A 13788-nucleotide genomic window follows, 5' to 3' on the forward strand; every position below is an offset into this window, starting at 1 on the left:
CGCGACAGACAGTCCGAGCCTTGCCGCCATATCATTTACCGACACACCAGCCTGCGCCGCTCGGATGACGGCATCGTCGTAATTCGATGATGGGTGCCCTCTCAACCGGACGATACTGTCCCCTCTTTTTCTCGCCAAGATGAAGGCTTAATGTTCGCGCCCGCTGCAGCGACGTTCAGCCTTGCGGCTTATGTCCAGCCCGTTCGCCGCGCGCACGCGAACAGTGCTCCCAGTGCGGACTGGGGAATATTATATCACGACATGATGTATTGAAAAGGTTATTGATGGCGGTGGCAGAAGAGACGATCAAGGAAACGGATCTGCCGTCAGCGCTTTACGACGGACTTGCCGGGTTTCGACTTGCCATGCGCCGATTTTTGTCTCTCAGCGGAGCAGCACTCGCACAAGCCGATGTCACCTCACAGCAATACCACGCAATGCTGGTCATCAGGACGGCGCCCGGCGGGCAGATCAGGATGCGGGAGCTTTCGGAATAAATGCTGATGCGCGCCCACGGGGCGATCCAACTGGTCGACCGTCTTGCGAACGCCGGACTTGTCGAACGCAAGCCATCGCAAACCGACAAGCGCAGCATTCTTATCGAGCTAACGCCGGATGGGCGCTGCCTGCTGCAGGACCTGGCACGGATTCATGTGAAGGGTCTCTTGGAAAATCAGGCGCTGCTTGTGGAGTCACTCGGCAAGCTCGGCGACCTTCGCGAACTCGCCTAGCCGCGAGAATGGCAGGTTCTCGTCTGCTTGTCATATACCGCGGATGAACATTGCCATCTGATTGACGATGAGCGCAAAGGGCACAGCCCATACCGCTGTCAAAGCCAGTCCAGTCACCCAGAACAGCGCTCCGATGTGGCGTTGCGGCTCGAACGGTAGCTCACGAGCCGTCGTGGATGCGCTCGATAGCTTCCACGTCAGACCCGCAAAGAACAGAGTGCTGAAGAAGCCACCGAATGTGACGACAAAGCAGTTCCCGGTGACAACCATCCCGGCGAGGAAGCGCAAGCCGAATGAACTGGACGTGGCATCGAAGCCTGCGACTATAACCGCACCGCCGATCAGGATGACCGGCACAAGTGGTAACCACAGAACGAGCCATCCATAGGCATCATCGAGCGCCCTCGCGGTTGCCTTCACGGCCGCTGACAGGCGCGTCGAGCTTGTCGAGAAAACGATCATTCCAGCCTCCTCCCAATCGCGCATTAATATCACGACGTGATGTATTTCGCCATCGAAGCACTGTCGATCCTGGACACAATTCGGTCACAATGAGTTGTGCAGGATATTTTGGAACGATGCCGCTTCAGCGCTGTTGGCTCTTTGTGACCAACAACAAACCTGGAGGCATCCCTATGAAAAGGCTCACGCTTTCCGCCCTCGTCCTTTCCGCCGTGATTCCGGCTGCGGCACTCGCTCAGACGAGCGCGACGACACCCGCTCCTGCAACCGAAGCGCCTGCTGCGACCAACCAGAACAAGGCGACCGGTGGAATGTCCGATCAGAAGCCGATGGATATGGCGAGTGACCAGAGCGCCGAAACGGCGGGACCATTTATTACCGTCCCGGAAACGGGCGCTTGGCGTGTGACCGATCTTGAAGGCAAGGCCGTCTACGGAGCTGAGAACGAGAGCATAGGCGAGATCAATGACGTTCTCGTCAGCCAGGACGGCAGCATCAATGCCGTGATCATCGGTGTCGGAGGTTTCCTGGGGATCGGCGAAAAGAACGTCGCCGTCGATATGAGCGCGCTTCAGTTCGGCCCGGGCGCTGACCAGCAACAGGCCGATGCGGCAAGCGCGGCCGTCTCATCGGAAACCACGGCGTCCACGACCACTGGCAACCCGACAGGCGCCCCGGCCGCAACCACGCCGGCTCCTGGTGGCACAACAGTTCCGCCAGCCCAGGCGCCAACCACGGAAGAAACGGCAAGTGCTGACAACATCAAGATTGGTGAGGACGGCTTGCCGGAGCGCATCGTGCTTAATGTCACGCGCCAGCAACTGGAAGATGCCCCCGCCTTCGAAGGCGTCGAGGCCGCGCCGAAACAGTAAACGTTCAGCGTCACTCACCCCTTCGCGCCATGGCGCGAAGGGGTGTTGGAGGAGATTATGTCGAATATCTCGAAAGCATACATGCGATCGGCCATCTTGGCCTGCGCCTCGCATGCTCTGGGGCCGCAGGTCGCCGCGGCTCAAGATCAATCAAGCTCCCAGGCTTGCAAACAGGGGCAGTTTGCCGGGAGAGAAGGTGACGAAGCAGAGACCAAAAGCGAGGTTCTCGCTAAGTGCGATAGCGTGATCCGTCCGCCTCAGGTCGGGGATCAGGAAATGGTCGAGCCAGCCCCGCCCGTCGGTCGCACACCGGTCATCAAACCGGAGCAAAGTCGATGATGAGGCTGAAAGCGACTGATCTGCTCGGATCCCCGATCCGGGCTGCCGATGGCGATGCTGGCACCGTCAGTGACATTCTGTTTGACGATCGGTCCCTCGCCATCAGATGGGTGGTGGTGCGCACGGGGTCATGGCGGAGCGAAGAGCAAGTTCTCGTAATGCCCCAAAACCTGCTTTGGTCGGAAGCAGATCCCCGGATTTGGGAGACCAGGTTGACGATCGAAGATTTCAGGAAAGGTCGGCCGCTTGAGGATGATCTTCCGGTATCCTTGCCGCGCCTGCGGGAGGCGAAAGTGGAATCCGGTATCTCACCTTTCCACATCGCTCCCTTGGGCATGCCCCCAGTCGTCCGACTGCATTCCTGGCCGACAGGTGACCGCAATCTCCGCTCCATCAGTCATGTGACAGGCTACGACATTCTGGCGGATATTGAATTGGTTGGGCGAGTTGCCAACCTCATCATCGCTCTCCCCGAATGGACGATCGCGGAAATCGAGATTTCGCAGTCCGGCGGCCAAGAGCCGCAGTCTCAAGACCTGAAACCGCCATTGCACATTGATGCCGATCGCAAGGTGGTTGATCTAAGGGACGTTGGGGGGCAAAGCTGCCACCTTGCATGATCAAAGCAGTTCCGGAAGCTTGAAAGCAGGTCGGCGGCCGTTCGGCCACTGACCCATACTCTTTTTCAAGCCGATATCACTGCGGCTTGGTCTGACACCTGCGGCTGAACTGACCGATCACGGGCTCCCAGCAACAAGTCCATCTCTTTGCGATTGCATCCGAACCGCGCAATCAGCCGCGTCGCCTCTGCGATCTCGATCGCATAATGATCGGACAGCGTTTTCGCTGTGTAATCTATATCTGTCTCGCTCTGCATTCGTTGCACTCCTTTCACATGAGAAAGGAACGGCGCGTGGTTGCCACCGTTCCTTCAAGCCTTGCAACAGAAAGCAACGCACGGTGAGCGGGGTACCCCGTCGCCACCGCGCTCCGTCAGACTATACCCCGGATTGGTGCTCTGGTGCGCTGTGAACGAGCTGAAACTCGGGCGAGTGAACCAGATGCAGATATCGTTCGAACTGGGCGAGCACATCGCTGTGTTGATTTCCACTGAGAGCTGGCTCTGACGCACATTTGCTGCTGTGCAGGTCTACGACGCACCGATCAACCGCGCCTGCAGGAGATCGAGTTTTGCTCTTCCGTACATCTGGCGCTTAATGAGCTTCAAGCGTGTGATCTGTCCTTCCGTTTGCCCATTTGACCACGGTGATATGATTGCATTCCTGACGGCTTCGAGGTCTTTTTCGACGCCGCCGGCAAACGATCCGACCAAGCTGTCCTTAGCGGCTTCCAACCACTCGTCGAGCTTCCGCGCTGTCTTCGAGCGGATCATGGACTGGAAGTCACCAATGGCCGTACGGGCGACCACAAGCTCCGGGACGTTCACTTCGATCGCCGCCACCAGGATCGCTTCGGATTTTGCAAGGTCGTCGCGCGCGGTGGTCATGAGCCGTGCGATAACCCGTGCGGACGGCGTTCTGGCGAGCCCGCTCTGATTGGCCTTTTCCGCAAGACGTCGGCGTTGAGCCCATTGCGATACGACACCACTCTGTCCCGCAAAGCCCTTCGTCTTCATCTCACGCCAGAGTGCCGAAGCGTTCCGTGCCCCTTCGTCCCAGCGGCTGTTGAGCCAAGGCAACCAGCTATCCAGAGAACTGGGCCGCGTTCGGAACACGTCGAGACGCTGCCCCCTTAAAACGTCGCGAACGAGCTTCCGGCTATGGCCGGTTTGCCGCACAATCTGCCGAATTGATGTTCCCTTCTTCGACAGCTCCCGAACCGCCTCGTTCGTTTCCTGGCGGCGTAGATACCCCTCATACTGCAGCTTCTCAGCGTAGGTCAGAAGCTTTGGATCAACGACATTGCTGCCGACAGCCTGTCTGATCTGCCTCATCGACTTGCCGACGGCGTCGAGGAAGGCCCGGCTGGAATTCTCCATCAGGTGCCACCGATCGGCGACCTGTTCAGCATTGGGCAACGCCTTCGCTATGGCCTCGCCATAGCCGCCACGCCGATCGCGAGCGACGATGGAGATAGACTGATGCCCAGCAAGCCACGCTCGAGACGTATCCAGCGCACGATCCGGCAACAGGGTGACGGGCTTCCGCCGCTCCAGATCGCAGACGATCGTCCCATAGGTTTGGCCCCGCCGGAAAGCAAAATCATCAATGCCGATGACGGTGAGTTCATCATCCTGGTCGGCAACACGGCGGCGAACCACCCGCAGCAGTGTGTCATTGCTCACTGGTACCATCAGCCGATTGGCAAAGGCCGCCGCCGGTCTGCCACCGAGCGCCAAACCAAGATGGTGAACAATGGTCTCCAGCCGCTGGGTGCGCCGACCGTAACGTGCCAGCACGCCACTATCGAACTGTTCGCAGAAGATACGCCGACCGCACAGAACGGCATCGCACCAGAACCGACGCGTCACGATCGCCAGCTCAACTCGCCGACCGCCAAACGGCAGGTCAGCGGGCCGACGCAGATATCGGCTTTGAACTCGTCGGCTCTGTCGGCCACAGGCTGGACACGTTCCTAAGAGGGCGCGCGATCGCAGCCGAACTTGCACACGCTCTGCGATAATCGTCACATCATCAACTGCAAAACCGGACGGAGCGAGGCTCGCCCGTTGAAATCGTTGCTGCATAGCTGATCCTCCGATGAACCAGCAGAAGCATTATCTTCAACAGCAGCAAATGTGAGTCAGAGCCTTTAATGCTTATAAATTAGGCCAAAGCGGCTCAACGGAAACCCAAATCGTCAATCACATATCAGCTTTGCCGACCCTGCTTGACTTCCGTGATTAACGGGCACATCTTAAAAAGATGTTGATCGAGCCCCTCCACAATATTCCCAAGCGAGTATGCCTTATCGCAGGCATATGACCCCCGGCCCGGTCGTGTCTCACCCCGGTCGAGGGGCATAGGTAGCTTTCCGCAAGTCGGTTGAGGCAGCCCAAAGAGGCGACAGTCTTTCCAATTATTTAATCGAATGCAACGCGCTTTGTGCGTGGCTGCGTACATGTATAGGAAACCAGCAATGGCTGCCGAAAAGAAAACGCATCGCAAGCCGGCCATCATCGTTACCCATTCCGACCACGAGAGGCTCTCACGACTTGCCGAGGCGCACGCAGCGCGCAATCCGGAGGTGTCCGAAGAACTCCTCGCCGAGCTCGACCGCGCCCGCATTGTTCCCGACAACAAGATCGGCATTGATGTCGTGCGTATGGGGTCTACGCTCCAGTTTGTAAGCGACCTCGGCGATGAACGCCTCGTCATGCTCGTTTTCCCCGGCGAAGCCGATATCGCGGCCGGTAAGGTATCCATCCTTACGCCTATTGGCGCCGCCCTGATCGGCCTTTCCACGAGTCAGTCGATCGATTGGACCGCTCGAGATGGTCGCGTCCATCGCCTCACAGTAAAGAGCGTGGAGGCGCCGGTTGTAAGCTTTCCCGCCTCCAGGGGCTTGGTCGAACTGCGGTCCGCATTATAATGCGCTGTCCGCTGCCCTGCCGCCTTTCCCTTTATGGAGGTTGCCTCATCGCAGGATAATCGCCCCCTGCTCCGCCTCAGGCGGACAGGGGATCTCCAGTTCATATTTCATATATGTGCTCCCGATGGAGCAAAGGAGAACTGCGATGTTAGACGATCACTTCATCCTCACCACGAAAGATTTCTCTATTTTGGAGGCGATGGCTGACGACCCGCGCGGTCGCTACCAACTGCTTCTTCCGCTTATTCGCCGTAAAATCGCCAAGGCAGTCGTCGTTTTTCGCGAGGATCTACCAGACGGGATCGCCAGCATCAACAGCAGAGTGAGCTTCCGTGTCAATGGCAGCGCGAGGGATACCCGCGTACTCTCGACCGGTCAGGTCACCGCGCCGATTGGCATGTTCCTGTCCATCACGACTACGCGCGGTCTGTCACTTCTCGGCCTTACGGAAGGCCAAGATATGGCGTTGACCGATCCAAATGGACTGGAAGACCGGATTTTACTCGAGAAAGTGGAATATCAGCCGGAGGCTTCATTGCGCGAACGCAGGGCGCTTAATAAGGCAACCAATGCCTTAAGGCAGAAGCCACTGCTGCGCATAGTGTCCAGCGGGACGGGTCAAGCGCGCCACAAGGTTCCCGCCACACCGGATGCTACTGATGATCCGGGCCCGTCAGCGGCCTGATCCGCCTGATCGTTTGACGCAGCGCGCGTCTGCGCAATAACATGAAGAAGGCTCCAGCATGTCGAATAATTCCCCCCCGGCACAAGAGTTGCCGCATAGTGCGTTCACGCAAGGGCTCCTATGGATGGGCCTCAGCATGATCTCTTTCATCGGCATGTCAGTCGGCTCGCGCGAGCTTGCGAGCACACTGTCCGTCCAGCAGGTGCTATTCTTCCGCGCGATCGTGGGCCTTTTCGTCATCCTTACGCTCGGCCGTGCGCTGCTGCCCGAACTGCGGACAGGCAAGTTGATTAGGCTGCATTTGGCGCGAAATGTCGTGCATTTCTTTGCCCAATACCTATGGACGATCGGCGTCGTGATGCTGCCGCTCGCTTCAGTGTTCGCTCTGGAATTTACCATGCCGATCTGGGTTGCCTTTTTCGCCTTTCTGTTCTTAAAGGAACAGCTGACCAGATTGCGGATACTTGCCACCATCGGCGGCTTCATCGGCGTCCTCGTCATCGTCCGCCCGGGCATCGGCGTGGTCGATCCGGCCGCAGGGCTCGTGCTGATTGCCGCCGCCGGCTACGGTCTGTCACTGATCTTAGTCAAGCAGCTGACGCGGGAGGTTTCGCCGTGCGCCATCATCGTCTGGATGATTGGCATCCAGCTGCCGCTCGGCTTCCTTGCCTCGCTAACAGACTGGCGTCCAGTGAGCTTCGCCGACATCCCCTGGATGTTGGTCGCCGGACTCGGCGCGCTCGCCGCCCATTACTGTCAGGCCCAGGCACTCAAACGTCTCGACGCATCCGTCGTCATGCCAATCGACTTCCTGCGCGTGCCAATGGCTGCTATCGTCGGCTATTACGCTTACGCCGAAGCCATCGATCTTTGGGTCTTCCTCGGAGGTGGGATTATCTTGTTTTCCAACTATCGGGCGGTGATGGTGGAGCGACGGAAAACGACGCTTTGAGAGGCTTCAGCATCGTAGACATCTAGCCGGTGATGTCACGGTAACGCCATTTGAGGAGCGGTTGCGATAGACGCACTTGCATGAACACCTCGCCGATCAGCTACAAGCGCCATCGCTTCCCACCCCAGATCATCGCCCATGCGGTCTGGCTCTACTTTCGGTTTCCGCTGAGCCTGCGCCTTGTCGAGGAATTGCTGCTTGAGCGCGGCATGACCGTCTCCTATGAGACGATCCGCCGCTGGGGAAAGAAGTTCGGCCCGGATTATGCGCGTCGCCTTCACCGCAAGAGGCCTAGTAGGAACGATGTGTGGCATCTGGACGAGGTCGTCATCACCATTGCCGGCAGGAAACACTGGCTATGGCGGGCCGTCGATCAGGACGGGTACGTGCTTGACGAAATCGTCCAGAACCGCCGTAACACCAAGGCTTCCAGGCGATTGCTGACTCGCCTTCTGAAGAAGCAACGTATCGCACCGAAGCGGATGATCACTGACAAGTTGCTCTCCTATGGAGCAGCCCGGCGACAGGTTATGCCGCACGTAAAACACCGATCCCACAAGGGTCTGAACAACCGGGCCGAGAATTCTCATGTGCCGCTGCGAAAACGGGAGCGGATGATGCAAGGCTTCCGATCACCGGGAGGCCTGCGCGCTTCGTCTCTGTCTTCTCCGCTGTCCGTAACCTCTTCGTCCCACCCCGCACACAGCGCTCCGCATTCCAAAACCGCTTCCACCGCATCCAGGCGATAGCAGAGTGGAAAGCTGCGGCCGGAGCCATGGCCTGAGATCAATCCACAATGCCGAACGTCTCCCGTGCATCCGAATTCAAGTTAAGGTGCCATCGCCGCTGCAGCACTTTAAATTATTCCCCACGCCCGAAACCTCCCCCTCCCCGTCATCTCGCGCAGGCCTAAGTCCTCGACGATCCGCAGCGCCGCCCGCGGCGTGACGGCAAGTTCCTTCGCGATCATACCGGCCGACACCAGCGGCCGCGAAATGACCAGCTCAATCAGCTCTGGCAGTTTTGACGATGTACGCTTCCCGACCAGCTTCCGCTCCATCATTGTTCGCGCCAGCGCCAGTCGGTCATGCTCCTTCAGCCCGATTTCGGCGGCCGCGATCAGCCCCTGGGCGATGGCGAGCAGCCGGGTCTCCCGATCACGATGCCGGCGCCGATCGACGGGAATGGTTTTGAGGCCGAGATTGATGGCGGCGAGATGAGCGCCAGTGGTGATGCCGGCCTGCCGCAAGATCGACGCGGCCAGCAGCCGGCCGAGCCAGGGCGCATGTTGCAGCACCGACAATTCATTCCAGGCATCAAGGGCGACCAGCGCCTGCAGCACTGCGGGTAGGTCTTCCGCCTGCCGCAACACGCCGCGCCATTCGTCCAGCCGCTCGTCCTCGTCCCAGTCGAGATCGTAAACCAGTGGATCTTTTTCCAGCGCGCCGGTGTGGACGGGCCGTTTTGCCTGCTCGATTGCGGCGTCGGAGCTAGCCAGCACCGCATCAATGGCGGCAAATTCGGCGTCGAGCGGGCATACTCCATCTTCGACCTCATCTCCCTTCCCTTCTCGGATTACCTCGTCGTCAGCCGACGTGGTGTCGCTCCCGCCCGCAATGCCGGCAGACGCCTCCGTAGCCGCTTGGCCACGCAGGCTGCGAAAACCGTCCGGCGACAGCGCCCAGCCAGATGGCTGAGAGGCTACGCGCCGGCGGGTGCGCAGCACGTCGCGGGCGATTGTGAGCTCATGGGTGGGTGTGCGAATATCGCGGGTGGCGTCATGGAGAACGAGGTCTTCGAGATGAACCAGTTCACCATCGATCCACAGCGATGCGCACGCGTCGGTGAAGTGCGAGCGTTCGATAAAACCCTCGCCCACGGGCGAACGGGCAATGCGCTCGTCGAGCCGGGTCAATGCAGAACCGGCGTCTGAAATCGGCCCTAACAGCGCTGAAATGGGCAATCTGGCAAGATCGTAAGACATTGAAATCATGGTAAATGATACTCTAAGCGGACGCCAGTGGATAGTTTGTGTCCGTCACTGCGTGGTTTCGGTTGGTAGCGTTCTAACCTTCGATAAGTAATGCTTATCGGAAGTGAATAGACCAACTACTTGACCAGCCTCGGAGAGGCGCCTATTTTGTGTCCGAAGCCAACATTAAGGGCGCGCCGATGACGACCACCGTCAAGATTTCCGAAGCGAAGACCCATCTGTCCGACCTGCTGGCTCGCGTCGAGGCCGGCGAGGATTTTGTCATCTCCCGCGGCAATGATCCCATCGCGCGCGTGACCCGCATCGCGAGGGAAAACGACCTGCAGCTGCTGCTCGCCGAAGTTCGTGCCGCCCGCCTCAAAGCGACCGCTTCGACCCATGACGAGATCCTATCGTGGCGTGACGAAGGCCGCCGCTGATGTCTTTCGTTATCGATGCCTCGATGGCGGCCGCCTGGCTGCTGCCGGAAGAGTTTTCCGACGCGGCCGAGGCTGTGATCGCGACGATCGACGCCCCCTGCCCTATCCCGTCGCTGTTCTTCTTTGAAATCCGCAACATTCTGGCGATGTCCGAGCGTCGGGGCCGGATTGCCGCCGGCGCCGCGCTGGTCAACATGGAACGGGTACGCCGGCTGCCGCTCGACGATGCCGGCATTGGCGGTGACGGCTATGTCCTGCTGCTATCGGCAAGTCACGGGTTGAGCGCCTATGACGCAGCCTATCTGGCGCTTGCGCTTAACCGTAGCCTTCCGCTTGCCACGCTCGACCGAAAACTGGCCTCCGCCGCCCGCAAGGAAGGTGTTCCGGTGCCGGGGCCGTTTGCCCATGGCGACTGATTTTTTCACGCTGTCACGGATGGTTTGATGGGAGCGGTGATCAATCGCACTCGAGCGAACAGGCACGACCCCGTGGCGTGTTCCGGTGACTGTGCTCTTTACGGATCGCCGTCTTTTTCAAGAGGGATGAGCAGGCTGGGGAATTCGGTTTCGGCAGGAAGGTCGGCAATTCTCCGCATCAATCGGTCCAGTCGATCTGTCGTAAAAGCCTTGTCTGCGAACCAGATCTCGATTTCGGCCGGATCAAGCGTATCAACCATCGAGGGTGTCGGGACAACGCAGCCCGACGTCCGGATGGTGCGGATATTGTGCTGGTATCGCCGGATGCGCTCCGCCATCGGCAAATCCGGGCCGGTTTTCAAAAGCTTGTCCTTAGGCCATTCGGGCATTGGCATCTCCTCGGGTTCAACGGATAGTAGCAGCATCGCCCGGCCACGCCATTGGCAAAAGACAGGTTCCTGCCGCATTCATCCGCCGGCGACAAGCATCAGCGTCTCGTTGAAACGAAGCCTGGCTGATACTGCGCTATAACCAATCTACCCAGGCCACCTATACAACGCCAGCAAAGGCACTTTCCATGGAAGATCGCATCCGCTTCGCCCTCGAAAAGCTGCTCAACATTGCCCATCAGGATTCTGGCCAGGGCCGGCGGGTGGCGAACTTTCTGCTCGCCTGGTGGAATGCCGAAGTGCATGGCGGCTTTGACCTGACAGAGCTGGCCAATGTCGATCGCGAAGTATCCGAGGACATGGCGACGATCTTTACCTGGCTCGCGCGTGAGGAAGATGTGGTTTACCCCTACGAGTATCGCAGCGAAATCGAGCAGGTGATTGCGCGCTGGCGGCCCCAGGCGGCTGTGGAATGATGGCAAAGTCCCGCAAGTCCGCTCAGGATCTTTCTACCGTTGAGGGACGGATCGCAGAGCTCGACACGATCGCTGCCGTCCTGCCGATGGAGCGTCGCGACGAGCTCGCCGAGCTGTTGACCGACCAGGATGTCGAAACCCTGCGCCATCTCGTCAACGAAGGCATGGGTGAAAACACGCTTCGCGCGCTTACCTCCGATCTGGCTTATCTGCAGGCCTGGTCGCTGGCAGCCACGGGAAAGTCTTTGCCTTGGCCGGCGCCGGAAGCGTTGCTGCTGAAATTTGTCGCACATCATCTGTGGGATCCGAAGGAGCGCGAAACCGATCCGGATCACGGCATGCCGGCGGACGTAGAGCAAAATCTCCGCGGCCAGGGTTTCCTGAAGGTGGTTGGTCCGCATGCACCTGACACGGTGCGCCGACGGCTGGCGACCTGGTCGACGCTGACGAAATGGCGCGGTCTCACCGGTTCCTTCGCCTCCCCTGCCCTCAAGTCAGCTATTCGTTTGGCCGTCCGGGCCACGCCGCGGCCGCGTAAACGAAAAAGCGCCAAGGCGATCACCGGCGATGTGCTGGCGAAAATGCTGGCGACCTGTGCGAGCGGCAGCCTGCGCGATCTCCGCGACCGAGCGATCCTGATGGTGGCGTTTGCCTCCGGCGGCCGCCGGCGCAGCGAGATTGCCGGACTGCGTCGCGAGCAGCTGACGGTGGAACCGCCGATCGTTGTCAACGATGGCCCTCCCCTCCCCTCGCTCGCCATTCATCTCGGACGGACGAAAACATCCGGTGCCGATCACGACGAGGTCGTCTATCTTACCGGCCGGCCGGTCGAGGCGCTGGAAGCATGGATGACGGCGGCAAAGATCGACGCGGGATCCGTGTTTCGAAAAGTCGATCGCTGGGGGAATGTGTCCAAGCGGGTGCTGGATCCGAAATCGGTCAACGATATCGTCAAGCAGCGGGCGGCGATGGCCGGGTTGGAGCCGGGAGAGTTTTCGGCGCATGGACTGCGCTCGGGTTATCTGACCGAAGCTGCCAATCGCGGCATTCCGCTTCCTGAGGCGATGGAGCAATCGCGGCATCGCTCGGTGCAGCAGGCATCTAGTTACTACAATAGCGCGACCCGGCGGAGTGGCCGAGCGGCTCGCCTTCTCTGATGACTGCAGTCGGCCCAAACCGGTCATTGATGTCGTCCATGTAGGAACGCCAAAACCGCAAAACACTGCATCGTCGCCGCCAGGATAAACACGGCGGGGTCGGAGATTGTCCTCACAAGGCCGAACACCGCAGGTGCGAGGGCATAGGTCCCCTGGCTTAGCGCGACAATCAGTGGCACCACACGAGTGACATCGGCCTTGTCGAACTCGACTTGGGCGATGAGGGGCGGCAAAGATGTTGCGTTGCCAATGCCGAGGCCAAAAAGCAGGACCCCGATAATAATCTTTGCGGCATTGTCGCCGCAAGCCAACAGCAATGTCAAAGAGCCGAGTATTTGAATGCTGTAGCTAGCCGAGGCCACCAAACGACGATCTGCAGCTGCTGGCATCAGCCAACCGATGCTGCTTCGCCCGGCTATTGCCGCAACGGTCGCTCCGCCCATGACCAGCCCAGCCGTTTGCGGCCCAAAGAGTGGCACCACCATTGAAAATAGCTGAGATAGCAGTCCTATCTGGGCGAACAATCCCGCAGCCATTGCTATTGCAAGCGTTAGGAAACGGCGGTTCCTCCACAGATAGCTCCTCGGCCCCGACGAAACCAGTGGGGCCGAAGTCGGCGAGATCACCACGTGCGACCCGGTTCCATCCGGTGATTGACCCATAACTTCGGGTGATTTGGAAAAGACCAGGACAGATAACGCACCTATGGTGAGAATCATCGAAATCCCGACGATGATCGTGGCCTGCGCAAACCCGCTCGACACGATGAGGATAACCCACAAGGGTGAGAATATCACGCCACCCACACTCGCGCCATTGTATGCCATGGACAGGGCTGCCGGGCGTCTGCGGACGAACCAGGGAGAGATAATGGCATTGACCGCCGCAGCGCCCAAAGCAACCCAGCCTGTGCCGCTAAGGAGAGCGGCCGCAAACAGATGCCAGGGCTGGAATGCCAAAGACCAGCCGACGACACCCGTTGCGAGTAGAACCGCTCCGGCGACGGTTATGATTGAGATGTTCCAAAGCCGATATAATCGAGGGAGGTTTGCTACAACCACCGCGCCCACGATGAAATGCAGCGTTACGGCGCTCGATACGAGTGCAACAGACCAACCCGTTCGCTGCACCACCATCTGCAGATAAATTGGTGGCCCGTAAAAACCCACCCCCCAGCCGAACGTCGCCAGAACGAAGGTCGCCGCGACCACGTACCATCCAAAAAAGGGCACGGTCGCGGATGTTAGTGGAGATGTCATGACTTGGGCCTCATTGTTGTTTGACCCTTGTCGCAGGTTCAGCGTGTCGAAGCTTCGATCGCGATCGAAGTGTTCACGTTTGTCCG

17 protein-coding genes and 1 pseudogene are annotated in these 13788 nt (G+C 59.3%); 12 read left to right on the forward strand and 6 right to left on the reverse strand.

Going from position 1 to position 13788, the window contains the following annotated elements; translation table 11 throughout:
• Nucleotides 1–284: 284 nt before the first annotated feature.
• Nucleotides 285–497 carry a hypothetical protein gene (locus GGE33_RS27635; RefSeq protein ID WP_246436481.1) on the forward strand — a complete coding sequence of 71 codons (213 nt, stop codon included), beginning with the start codon at nucleotides 285–287 and terminating at the stop codon, nucleotides 495–497.
• Nucleotides 498–731: a winged helix DNA-binding protein gene (locus tag GGE33_RS27640; RefSeq protein ID WP_246436482.1), complete on the forward strand. Its 234-nt coding sequence runs from the start codon at nucleotides 498–500 to the stop codon at nucleotides 729–731.
• A 30-nt stretch (nucleotides 732–761) separates the two neighbouring features.
• Here GGE33_RS27640 and GGE33_RS25975 read toward each other — a convergent pair whose 3' ends face one another.
• Nucleotides 762–1193 carry a hypothetical protein gene (locus GGE33_RS25975; RefSeq protein WP_183830020.1) on the reverse strand — a complete coding sequence of 144 codons (432 nt, stop codon included), beginning with the start codon at nucleotides 1191–1193 and terminating at the stop codon, nucleotides 762–764.
• Between the two features lie 173 nt (nucleotides 1194–1366).
• Here GGE33_RS25975 and GGE33_RS25980 point away from each other — a divergent pair, with 173 nt between their 5' ends.
• Entirely contained in the window at nucleotides 1367–2065 is a 699-nt protein-coding gene (locus GGE33_RS25980; RefSeq protein WP_183830022.1) for a PRC-barrel domain-containing protein, read from the forward strand.
• Nucleotides 2066–2400: 335 nt separating this feature from the next.
• Nucleotides 2401–3024: a PRC-barrel domain-containing protein gene (locus GGE33_RS25985; RefSeq protein WP_183830024.1), complete on the forward strand. Its 624-nt coding sequence runs from the start codon at nucleotides 2401–2403 to the stop codon at nucleotides 3022–3024.
• 65 nt (nucleotides 3025–3089) lie between these two features.
• On the opposite strand, the gene GGE33_RS25990 is transcribed toward GGE33_RS25985, so the two are convergent.
• The gene (locus GGE33_RS25990; RefSeq protein ID WP_183830026.1) at nucleotides 3090–3281 is read right to left on the reverse strand and encodes a hypothetical protein; all 192 of its coding nucleotides are present in this window, start codon (nucleotides 3279–3281) and stop codon (nucleotides 3090–3092) included.
• A 273-nt stretch (nucleotides 3282–3554) separates the two neighbouring features.
• The gene (locus GGE33_RS25995; protein ID WP_183830028.1) at nucleotides 3555–5111 is read right to left on the reverse strand and encodes an ISL3 family transposase; all 1557 of its coding nucleotides are present in this window, start codon (nucleotides 5109–5111) and stop codon (nucleotides 3555–3557) included.
• A gap of 392 nt (nucleotides 5112–5503) precedes the next feature.
• Here GGE33_RS25995 and rnk point away from each other — a divergent pair, with 392 nt between their 5' ends.
• The 4 genes and pseudogenes from rnk (at nucleotide 5504) to GGE33_RS26015 (ending at nucleotide 8377) form a co-directional block, all read left to right on the forward strand.
• The gene (gene rnk / locus GGE33_RS26000) at nucleotides 5504–5956 is read left to right on the forward strand and encodes a nucleoside diphosphate kinase regulator (protein WP_183830030.1); all 453 of its coding nucleotides are present in this window, start codon (nucleotides 5504–5506) and stop codon (nucleotides 5954–5956) included.
• 145 nt (nucleotides 5957–6101) lie between these two features.
• Nucleotides 6102–6641: a GreA/GreB family elongation factor gene (locus GGE33_RS26005; protein ID WP_183830033.1), complete on the forward strand. Its 540-nt coding sequence runs from the start codon at nucleotides 6102–6104 to the stop codon at nucleotides 6639–6641.
• Nucleotides 6642–6765: 124 nt separating this feature from the next.
• On the forward strand, nucleotides 6766–7593 hold the full coding sequence (locus GGE33_RS26010; RefSeq protein WP_281388897.1) for a DMT family transporter: 828 nt from the start codon (nucleotides 6766–6768) through the stop codon (nucleotides 7591–7593).
• A gap of 80 nt (nucleotides 7594–7673) precedes the next feature.
• Nucleotides 7674–8377: pseudogene (locus GGE33_RS26015) on the forward strand (IS6 family transposase).
• 72 nt (nucleotides 8378–8449) lie between these two features.
• Here GGE33_RS26015 and GGE33_RS26020 read toward each other — a convergent pair.
• A complete protein-coding gene (locus GGE33_RS26020) occupies nucleotides 8450–9586 on the reverse strand; it encodes an RHE_PE00001 family protein (RefSeq protein WP_183830039.1) in 1137 nt (378 codons plus the stop codon).
• Between the two features lie 179 nt (nucleotides 9587–9765).
• On the opposite strand from GGE33_RS26020, the gene GGE33_RS26025 reads away from it, so the two are divergent.
• Complete coding sequence (locus GGE33_RS26025) at nucleotides 9766–10005, forward strand: type II toxin-antitoxin system Phd/YefM family antitoxin (RefSeq protein ID WP_183830043.1); 240 nt, start codon at nucleotides 9766–9768, stop codon at nucleotides 10003–10005.
• Nucleotides 10005–10421, forward strand: coding sequence for a type II toxin-antitoxin system VapC family toxin (locus tag GGE33_RS26030; protein ID WP_183830045.1), 417 nt, complete (start codon nucleotides 10005–10007; stop codon nucleotides 10419–10421). The genes GGE33_RS26025 and GGE33_RS26030 overlap by 1 nt, the downstream gene beginning before the upstream one ends.
• Nucleotides 10422–10519: 98 nt before the next feature.
• Here GGE33_RS26030 and GGE33_RS26035 read toward each other — a convergent pair whose 3' ends face one another.
• Nucleotides 10520–10810: a hypothetical protein gene (locus tag GGE33_RS26035; RefSeq protein WP_183830048.1), complete on the reverse strand. Its 291-nt coding sequence runs from the start codon at nucleotides 10808–10810 to the stop codon at nucleotides 10520–10522.
• Between the two features lie 188 nt (nucleotides 10811–10998).
• Between GGE33_RS26035 and GGE33_RS26040 the strand changes: the two genes are divergently transcribed.
• Complete coding sequence (locus tag GGE33_RS26040) at nucleotides 10999–11286, forward strand: DUF7673 family protein (protein WP_183830051.1); 288 nt, start codon at nucleotides 10999–11001, stop codon at nucleotides 11284–11286.
• Nucleotides 11286–12443: a site-specific integrase gene (locus tag GGE33_RS26045; protein ID WP_183830125.1), complete on the forward strand. Its 1158-nt coding sequence runs from the start codon at nucleotides 11286–11288 to the stop codon at nucleotides 12441–12443. The genes GGE33_RS26040 and GGE33_RS26045 overlap by 1 nt, the downstream gene beginning before the upstream one ends.
• 23 nt (nucleotides 12444–12466) lie before the next feature.
• Here the strand turns inward: GGE33_RS26045 and GGE33_RS26050 are convergent, their stop codons facing one another.
• Nucleotides 12467–13702, reverse strand: coding sequence for an MFS transporter (locus tag GGE33_RS26050; RefSeq protein WP_183830054.1), 1236 nt, complete (start codon nucleotides 13700–13702; stop codon nucleotides 12467–12469).
• Nucleotides 13703–13788 lie beyond the last annotated feature (86 nt).

This window comes from Aliirhizobium cellulosilyticum (genome assembly GCF_014198105.1).
In the GTDB taxonomy this organism is placed as follows: Bacteria; Pseudomonadota; Alphaproteobacteria; order Rhizobiales; family Rhizobiaceae; genus Neorhizobium; species Neorhizobium cellulosilyticum.